This window comes from Xanthomonas bromi, from assembly GCF_900092025.1.
Classification (GTDB): domain Bacteria; phylum Pseudomonadota; class Gammaproteobacteria; order Xanthomonadales; family Xanthomonadaceae; genus Xanthomonas; species Xanthomonas bromi.
This window is the reverse complement of record NZ_FLTX01000014.1, coordinates 1-8,870: the sequence shown is the minus strand read 5'-3', so window position 1 is coordinate 8,870 and position 8,870 is coordinate 1. Positions and strand designations below refer to the sequence as shown.

The following is an 8,870-nucleotide window of genomic DNA, read 5'->3' as shown; positions in this document are numbered from 1 at the left end:
CGATCGGACTGGCTGCCTGGATCGCACTGCCGTGGATGCTGCTGCCAATCGCGGCATTGCTGGCGGTGTGGCTGGTGGTCACGCGCAGTGGCCGGCTCTCGCTGGCCGCCGCACGCATCGGCATCGCCACCTTGCCGCAACGCTGGGGGTCCAGCTCGGTGATCGTGGTCGGCATTGCCGGCGTGGTCGGCGTGCTGGTGGCGATGCTGGCGATGGGCCAGGGGTTCCAGGCCACGCTCAACAGCACCGGCGACGACACCACCGCGATCGTCCTGCGCGGCGGTTCGCAGGCGGAGACCAACTCGGTGGTCACCCGCGATCTGGTGCCGCTGATCAGCAGCCTGCCCGGCATCGCCGCCGATGCCAATGGCCGCCCGCTGCTGTCGCCGGAACTCTCGCAAGTGGTCAATATCGCCTCCCGCTCCGATGGCACCGACGTCAATGCGCAACTGCGTGGCGTGGGCGAACAGGGCTGGGCGGTGCATGACAAGGTCAAGATCGTGCAAGGCCGCCGCTTCACCACCGGCCTGCGCGAAATGGTGGTCGGCAAGGGTGCCTTGAATCAGTTCCGCGGATTGGAGCTGGGCAAGACGCTCACGCTCGGCAGCCAGCAGTGGACCGTCGTGGGCGTGTTCGCCTCCGGCGATGCGCACGATTCGGAGATGTGGACCGACGCGCAGACCCTGGCCACCACCTACAACCGCAGCGCCTATCAGTCGATCAGCCTGCGTACCAGCGGCAAGGCCGGCTTCGCCCAGTTCAAGACTGCCATGGCCGCCGACCCGCGGCTCAAACTGGATGTGGAAACCACGCGCGCCTATTACGGCAAACAAGGCGGCGGCTTGAACAAGTTGATCAGCATCCTGGGCACGGTAATCGGCGCGATCATGGCGGTGGGTGCGGTATTCGGCGCGCTCAACACCATGTATGCGGCGGTGGCCACGCGCGCGCGCGAGATCGCCACCATGCGTGCGATCGGATTTCGCGGCACGCCGGTGATCATGGCGCTGATGCTGGAAACCATGTTGCTGGCGTTGCTGGCCGGGCTGCTGGGCGGGGCAATCGCCTGGGCGGTGTTCAACGGCTATACCGTCTCCACGCTGGGCAACAATTTCAGCCAGGTGGTATTCCAGTTCAAGGTGTCGCCGGCGCTGCTGTGGAGCGGCTTGAAGTGGGCGCTGGGCATTGGCCTGGTCGGCGGGCTGTTCCCGGCACTGCGCGCGGCGCGGTTGCCGATCACCACCGCGTTGCGTGCGGTGTAGGCAGCCCAGTGGGCTGCCGGGATTGGGGATTTGGGAGTGGGGATTCGTAGCAACAAAGGCGCGATGCCGGTGGCGGCGGCATCGTGGACGATCGAATTTTGGCGGGCGTTGGGGCGTCGGGATCTGGACCGCCGCCCGCCGCCCGTCGGGCTGCCTGCAGTAACTGAACATAATGCGGGCTGTCATCTTTTTGTCACCGCACTGCGGTAGATGCACGGGCCGGGCGGGCCGTAGGCTGCCCGGCCGTTTGATCCAACGATGTGCCGCTATGACGCGCCTGTTTCTGCTGGCCTGCGCCTGCCTGTGGCTGGCCGGCTGTTCTTCCTCCTCCACCTCGCTCAGCGAGCGCCTGGTCGCACCCGGTGGCGTGTCGCCGTTGCTGGACGAAGAACGCATCGCCGCCACCATCGCCACCGTGCCCAGCCGCAGCGGCCACGTGACCACGCGCGACCAGGTGCCGATCTTCTGGCGTGCGATCGACCCGGGCCAGTACGCCATGCGCTACCGCTACCTGGGCCAGCGCAACGACCCGGCGCATGCGCTGGATGTGGACTTCAGTTTCAAGGCCCCCACCGGCGCGCCACCGGCGCCGCGTGGCACCGTGGTAGTGCTGCACGGCTGGATGATGGACGGCGACTCGCTGTTGCCGTGGTCGCTGCAACTGGCACAGGCCGGTTATCGGGTGATCACCATCGACCTGCGCAACCACGGCCATTCCGGCGGCGGGCCGTCGGGCTACGGCACGCGCGAGTCCGACGATGTGATCGATGTCATCAACGCGCTGCAGCCGCGCGGCGAAATCCACGGGCCGCTGTATCTGTTCGGCATTTCCTACGGTGCGGCCACTGCGCTGTTCACCGCCGACAAACTCGGCCCGCGCGTGGCCGGCGTGGTGGCGATGGAATCCTTCGCCAATGCCGGTCGCGGCATCCGCGACATGGTGCCGCATCTGCTGACCAGCCAGCCCAGCGGTTGGCGCGGGCACGCGGTGGCGGCGTACGCACGCTGGCGCTATGCCGACCAGAATCTGGATGCGGTGATCGCTGCCGCCGACACCCAGCTCAAGCTGGACCTGGACCGTGTCGATGTCGCACACGCCCTGGCCGGGACGCGCAGCTGCGTGCTGCTGTTGCATGGCGATGCCGATCAGCACATTCCGGTGGCCCATGGCCGCACACTGGCGTTGGCAAGCGCGCGTGCGCAGTACGTCGAGCTGCCCGGCGAAAACCATCTGAGCCTGCCGCTACGGCTGGACCTGCTCGGCGGGCCGATCGATCAATGGCTGACACAGGTGCAGCAAGACCCCAGCCATTGCACTGCGCCGCAAGCGCTGCCGGCCTCCACGCTGGCCGTGGCCAGCCCCGCGTCGGTGCCACGCAGTTAACCGTGGCCATCGCGGGACGCTGACCAACGCCACACGCACGACGCAGCGCGGCGCGGACTCAGCGCGCCGCCACCGGCTGCCGCGACCGCAACACGCTATCGCCGACGAACAGCAACAAGCCGGCCCAGATGGCAGCAAAGCCAATCGCGCGCCCCTGGTCGAACGGCTCGTGGAAGAACCACACGCCCAACAACAACTGCAGACTCGGCGCGATGTATTGCAGGATGCCCACCAACGACAACGGAATGCGCCGCACCCCATAAGCGAAGCCGATCAACGGCAGCGCGGTCACCACACCACCGAAGATCAGCATCGCATCGGTGCGCAGGCTCCAACCGCTCAGGAATCCGCCACCATGGCCCTGCTCGCCCCAGGCCGCCAGCAGCAACGCCGGCACGAACAGATACACGCTTTCCACGCCCAGCCCGGCCACCGGATCCACCGCCACCAATTTGCGCAGCAGCCCGTAAACACCGAACGACACCGCCAACCCCAGCGCAATCCATGGCGGCGCGCCGGCATCGATGGTCAGCCACAGCACACCTGCTGCCGCGCAGACCACCGCCACCCATTGGATGCGACGCAGGCGCTCTTTCAACACCAGCACGCCCAGCAAGACGCTCAGTAGCGGGTTGATGAAATACCCCAGGCTGGCCTCGATCACGTGCCCGGCATTGATCGCCCAGATATACAGCCCCCAGTTGAACGCGATCGCCACGCTGCTGCCGGCCAACATGCGTAGCGCACGTGGCTGCGCGGCGATGCTGCGCCACCAGCGCAGGCCCGAGGTCGCCAGCAGCCACGCCACCACCAGTACCGTGCTCCATACGATGCGGTGCGCGATGATCTGCAGCGACGGCACCGCCTTGAGCAGATGCCAGTACACCGGCACCAGTCCCCACAGCACGAAGGTGGATGCGGTGATCAACAACCCGCGCCGCGCCTCCTGCGGCGAGACCGCGCTCATCGCCGTGCCTTGGCGAAGGTGACCACCAACACGCCGGCCAGGATCACCGCCATCGCACCGATGTCCTGCGCACTGAAGCGCTCGTGGCCAAGCCAGGCGCCCAGGCTCACCGCAATCAACGGATTGACGTAGGCGTAGCTGCCGGCGAGCGCAGGACGCACGTGATGCAGCAGCCACACGTAGGCGGTGAACGCGAGGATCGATCCGAACACGCACAAGTACGCCACCGCCAGCAGCCCCTGCGGGCTCGACCACACCTGCGGGCGCTCGCCGATCAGCAAGCCGGTGCTGACCAGCAGCACGCCGCCGCACAGCATCTGCCCGGATGCGGTCATGAACGGCGAAGGCAGATCGCGGCCGCGCGACCACACCGAGCCGAACGTCCATCCGATCGGCGCAATCAACAACAGCACCAGTCCACCCGGGGTCGCGGTCAGGCTGCTACCGGCGTTGAGCCACACCACGCCCAGAAAACCGATCACGATGCCCAGCCATTCGCCGCCGCCGGCATGCTGCCCGCGCAGGGCACCGCACAAGGCCATCCACAACGGCACCGAGGCCACCGCGGTCGCAGCCAGCCCAGACGATACGCTGCGCTCGGCCAACACCACCATGCCGTTGCCCAGCAGCAACAACGCCACGCCCATCAGCGCCACGTTCTTCCATTGCGCGGGCGTGGGCGTAGCCACACCGCGCCAGCGCAGCACACCGTAGAGCACGCTCCCGGCGACGATGAAACGTGCGCCGGACACCATCGTCAGCGGCTGCGCGCCACCTTCCAGCGCAAAGCGGATCGCCAGATAGGTCGAGCCCCACGCCACGTAGACCAGCAACAAGGCGAGAACGATGAACCCGCTGCGCGCAGGCGCGGCAGCATCGTGAGAAAAAGACATCGGAACAGTGCCAGGCAGTGCAGCGGAAGCTTCAATTCTAGAGCACATGCGAAAGCCCACGCCGCATGCCGGTCGCGGTATGGTGCAATTCACACCGCATCCGAGCGTGCCCATGCAGCACCGTCTTCCCTGGCTGGCCCTGGCCACCTTAAGCGCACTTTCCACCACGGCAATGGCACGCGCGCCGGAGCCGTGGGAACTCAGCGGACGCAAGCTGATCGAAGCCGGACTGGACGGATCACTCGCGCCGGAAATCACCGCGCCAGCGCAGGCCGAACTCAAGGTCCTGCTGTCGGCCAATCGCGCCGGCGCCTACCTGCTCGGCGTCGCCAGCGCCAACTACCGGACGCAGTGGTGCATGCCGGCAGGGAAGACCGGCACACCGGATCTGCAGGCGATCATCGCCGATATCGGCGCGCTGCCCGATGCACGCCAGGACGAAGCCGCACCTGGCTTGATCGTCCAGGCGTTGGCAAAGCGCTATCCCTGCAGCGGCGGCGTGCGCAGCGGAAGCAAGCGTGCCACTGGCGGCAAGCAACCCAACGCCGGCAAGCCGTAGCGCACGTCTATCTGCAACGGTTCAGTTCTTTGCATTGACCGCAATGCCGGACATTCGCGCCAAGAACGGCGCATAAAAACGTAGCGAGTCGTCGTCAGCTGGGCATGAACGGAAGGCCGACGCCCCAGCGTACGAGTGATGCATACCGCATCGAGCACCGACATTGCGCGCCTTGTGGCGAGCAATGACGTTTTTTCAGTCATTTGTCGCCGCTTAGAGCGGCTAACAAAATGTAGCGGCCGATCGTCAGGTCGATGCGGACGGCGCGCTCAGAACCGCAGCGTACGAGTAGTACATGCCGGTTCCGAGCACCGGCCGCGCCCGCCTGGCGGCGGCGCAGTCGCTTTGCTAGTCGCTCTTCGTTGAGGGCGTGATGCCCTCACCACTGCGTATTACTTGCGCGCAGCATCGCTCTTGGCACGGATCGCCTTGAACTCCGAGCCATCCTGCCAGCTCGGCCACTGCCGGCCGTTGGCCAGCGCCACGCCCACGTCGTAGACCAGTGTGGTATCGGCGGCATGGCCGCTGGCATCCCATTGCGGGGTCCAGCGATCGCACGGCTGGTGGTAGCAGTCAGCAAAATACTTCTCGCGCAGCGCCTTGCCTGCGGTGACGCCGCCGTTGAGCATATCCAGACCGGGGCCGGCGGTGATCGCCGGTACACCCATGCGCGCGAATGCAAAATGGTCGGCGCGGTAGAAGAAGCCTGCTTCCAGATTCGGGTCCGGCGAATAGCTACGTCCGCGCGCCTTGGCGGCCGTTTCCAGATCGCCTTCCAGCGACACCCGTCCACGTCCCCACGACGCGATATCGCGCGTCGGGCCATCCGGGCTGAACATCTCCATGTTGAGCACTGCCACCGTCTTGTCCAACGGCGCCAGCGGATGCGCAGCGTAGTAGTTGGCGCCGAGCAAGCCCTTTTCTTCGGCAGTCAATGCAATGAAATACAACGTGCGCTGCGGCTTGGGGCCGGCCGCGAACACGCGTGCCAGTTCCAGCACGCTGGCCACGCCCGTGGCGTTGTCCACCGCACCACGTCGCACCGTATCGCCACTGGCATCGGCCTTGCCGATACCGAAGGCATCCCAGTGCGCGGAGAAGATCACCGTCTCGTCCGGATGCTGGCTGCCGCTGAGCTTGGCTACCACGTTGTGCGTGACCACACGCTCGCGCTTGAGCTTGAAGTCCACCGACAGCGTTGCATCGCCCAGCGCCATGGGTGCGAAGTCGCGCTGCTGTGCACGTGCCTTGGCCTGTTCGAAATCCAGGCCCGCCTGCTGGAACAACGACACCGCCAGTGCACGCTGCATCCAGCCACGCACCGGCACGTGCTGCGCCTTGGCATCGGCATCGCTGCGCTCGATGTCGAACAACGGCGACATCCCAGAACTCTGCACCGTGGCCCAGCCATACGCCGCCGGCGCAGTCTCGTGCAAGATCAAGACACCGGCCGCACCGCGCCGCGCCGCATCTTCGTACTTGTAGGTCCAACGCCCGTAATACGTCACGGCCTTGCCATCGAAGGCGCCCGGTTGCGGCGATTCGAAATCGGCATCGTTGATCAGCACCACGGCGATCTTGCCGCGCAGGTCCACGCCCTTGTAATCGTCCCATTGCCGCTCGGGCGCACTGATGCCGTAACCGACGAACACCAGCGGCGCATTCTTCAGGGCAACCGCGTTCTGCGGACGCAGGCTCTGCAGGGTCACATCGCTTCCGTTGACCAGCGCCTGGGTCTTGCCGCCGACGCGCAGGCTTGCGCGCACCGGACCATTCACCTGCGCGCGCACCAGCGGCACCGCCTGCGTCCAACCGCCCTGCTCGCCACCTGGCTCCAGACCGGCCGCCTTGAACTGCTCCACCAGGTAATCGACCGTGCGCTGCTCACCGGCACTGGCCGGCGCGCGCCCTTCGAACTCGTCCGATGCCAGCAACCGCACGTGCCGCGACAACGCCTCTGCATCGATGCCGCCGCCCGGCAGATCGTTGGCGGCCTGCGCCACACCTCCCACAAACAGGCAGGCGGACAACAGCAGGATACGCATCGGATTCACGGTGAGGCCTTGCAACAGGTAGATGACACATAGTTTACAAGCGCGCAGCCAATGCAGGAGCGCTATGACGCGAGAATGCGTTCGATCGCAGCGACTGCGTGCATGGCGAAGAGGGGGCTAACAACACGACTACGCAACCGCCAGGCGGGCGCGAACAATGCTCGGAACGATATGTACCACGCGCACGCTGCGACGCTGGGCGCGCTGTCCACACCCACCTGACGAATGCTCGCTACGTTTAATTACACACTCTCAGGAGCGGATGATCTCCAGCTTGGCTGCAGAGTCCTTTCCCGCCCACCATGCAAACACTCCGAAAGTTATTACATGGACGCGCTCCTGCGCGCTCTATGCGCAGAAGTTCCGCGACGGTGAGCGGACAAGGACCCGTTGAGATCGTCAGTGCGCACAATCTTCAATAAGGTAGCCAGCAACCTATCTGCTGCAGTGTTTTGTTCTTAAACGAAGCCGCAAGCCAACTGTCTGGCGCGGTGTCCTCGCCGCTTGCGGGACCGTTGGCGGCATGGATGCCGCCAACGCGCCCCCATGGACGGGTTCACGGCGTGTCCCGCGAGCGGTGAGGGCATCGCGCGCCCGACTGACCAAGCTTTTGAACGACGCTATCACTCACTAAGGAACCTCTGAACAACGCGCCAAAAAAGCGCGACACTATCGTTTCGGAGTGAGGAGACATCCATGCAACTGACGTTCGGTGACGCTGAGGGCCTGAGCAAGCGCAAGCAGACCCGCCGCGAGATCTTCCTGGCCGAGATGGAGCAGGTCGTTCCGTGGCAGCAACTGCTTGCCCTGATCGCGCCGCACTCTCCGGTATCGGGGCGGCCCGGTCGGCAGCCGTACGCATTGGCGACGATGTTGCGGATCCATCTGTTGCAGCAGTGGTATGCGTTGAGCGATCCGGCGATGGAAGAAGCGTTGCACGAGATCCCGACCTTGCGGCCTTTTGCCCAGCTCGGTGGCTTGGACAATGTTCCTGACGAGACCACGATTCTCAACGTTCGCTGTCTGTTGGAGACCCATAGCCTTGCCACGCAGATGCTAGAGGCCGTCAACGCGCATCTGGCGCGCAAGGGCCAAAGTTTGCGGTCGGGCACGATCGTCGATGCGACGCTGATTGCTGCGCCCAGTGCGACCAAGAATGCAGATCGTGCGCGCGACCCTGAGATGCATCAGACCAAGAAGGGCAACCAATGGTATTTCGGGATGAAGGCGCACATCGGGGTGGATGAGTTTTCCGGGCTGGTACACCACGTGCAGTGCCCCGCAGCCAACGTGGCCGATGTCACAGTGACGCATGCATTACTGCACGGGAAGGAAGACAGCGTGTTCGGCGACAACGGCTACACCGGTGCGGAAAAGCGCGACGAGCTGCAGCGCTGCGAGGCTGCATTTTTCATTGCCGCCAAGCGCTCCACGATTCACGCCATTGGCAACAAGCGCGAGCGTGCTCGGGCAGAACGTTGGGAACACTTCAAAGCCAGCGTGCGCGCAAAGGTGGAGCATCCGTTCCGGGTGATCAAGCGCCAGTTTGGCTACACCAAGGTGCGCTATCGCGGCCTGGCCAAGAACACCGCGCAGGTGCTGACCTTGTTTGCGCTGTCGAACCTGTGGATGGTGCGCCGGCAGTTGCTGCCGGCCAGGGGATAATGCTGCCTGGCGGCAGTCAAAACCGCCAGAAAGTTGCAGGAATCGCACCCGACGCAGAGTCTTGCGCGTCACTGACATGCAAGAAG

Annotated in this window: 7 protein-coding genes and 2 other RNA genes; 5 read left to right on the top strand and 4 right to left on the bottom strand. The window is 65.2% G+C overall.

The features are described from left to right. The first annotated feature begins 2 nt into the window (after window positions 1-2). Both XBLMG947_RS05870 and XBLMG947_RS05865 read left to right on the top strand, forming a co-directional pair. Window positions 3-1,262, top strand: coding sequence for an ABC transporter permease (locus XBLMG947_RS05870; RefSeq protein ID WP_245228109.1), 1,260 nt, complete (start codon window positions 3-5; stop codon window positions 1,260-1,262). Between the two features lie 268 nt (window positions 1,263-1,530). Next, window positions 1,531-2,646 (top strand): alpha/beta hydrolase family protein, encoded by a 1,116-nt coding sequence (locus XBLMG947_RS05865; RefSeq protein WP_065466838.1) that lies wholly within the window; start codon window positions 1,531-1,533, stop codon window positions 2,644-2,646. Between the two features lie 58 nt (window positions 2,647-2,704). Here the strand turns inward: XBLMG947_RS05865 and rarD are convergent, their stop codons facing one another. Together rarD and yedA are read right to left on the bottom strand one after the other, a co-directional pair. Next, entirely contained in the window at window positions 2,705-3,613 is a 909-nt protein-coding gene (rarD, locus tag XBLMG947_RS05860) for an EamA family transporter RarD (RefSeq protein WP_065466836.1), read from the bottom strand. Continuing rightward, entirely contained in the window at window positions 3,610-4,554 is a 945-nt protein-coding gene (yedA, locus tag XBLMG947_RS05855) for a drug/metabolite exporter YedA (RefSeq protein ID WP_181093108.1), read from the bottom strand. Before yedA ends, rarD begins: the two co-directional genes overlap by 4 nt. Before the next feature lie 31 nt (window positions 4,555-4,585). On the opposite strand from yedA, the gene XBLMG947_RS05850 reads away from it, so the two are divergent. Beyond that, a complete protein-coding gene (locus XBLMG947_RS05850; RefSeq protein ID WP_065466840.1) occupies window positions 4,586-5,065 on the top strand; it encodes a Rap1a/Tai family immunity protein in 480 nt (159 codons plus the stop codon). Window positions 5,066-5,285: 220 nt separating this feature from the next. Here the strand turns inward: XBLMG947_RS05850 and XBLMG947_RS05845 are convergent. Both XBLMG947_RS05845 and XBLMG947_RS05840 read right to left on the bottom strand, forming a co-directional pair. Beyond that, window positions 5,286-5,362: non-coding RNA, sX9 sRNA (locus tag XBLMG947_RS05845), on the bottom strand. Between the two features lie 95 nt (window positions 5,363-5,457). Beyond that, on the bottom strand, window positions 5,458-7,110 hold the full coding sequence (locus XBLMG947_RS05840; protein WP_065466832.1) for a M28 family metallopeptidase: 1,653 nt from the start codon (window positions 7,108-7,110) through the stop codon (window positions 5,458-5,460). A 180-nt stretch (window positions 7,111-7,290) separates the two neighbouring features. Here XBLMG947_RS05840 and XBLMG947_RS05835 point away from each other — a divergent pair. Continuing rightward, window positions 7,291-7,367, top strand: a non-coding RNA gene (locus XBLMG947_RS05835) — sX9 sRNA. A gap of 448 nt (window positions 7,368-7,815) precedes the next feature. Further along, window positions 7,816-8,784, top strand: a complete 969-nt coding sequence (locus XBLMG947_RS05830; protein WP_065466830.1) for an IS5 family transposase — start codon at window positions 7,816-7,818, stop codon at window positions 8,782-8,784. The last annotated feature ends 86 nt before the right edge of the window (window positions 8,785-8,870 follow it).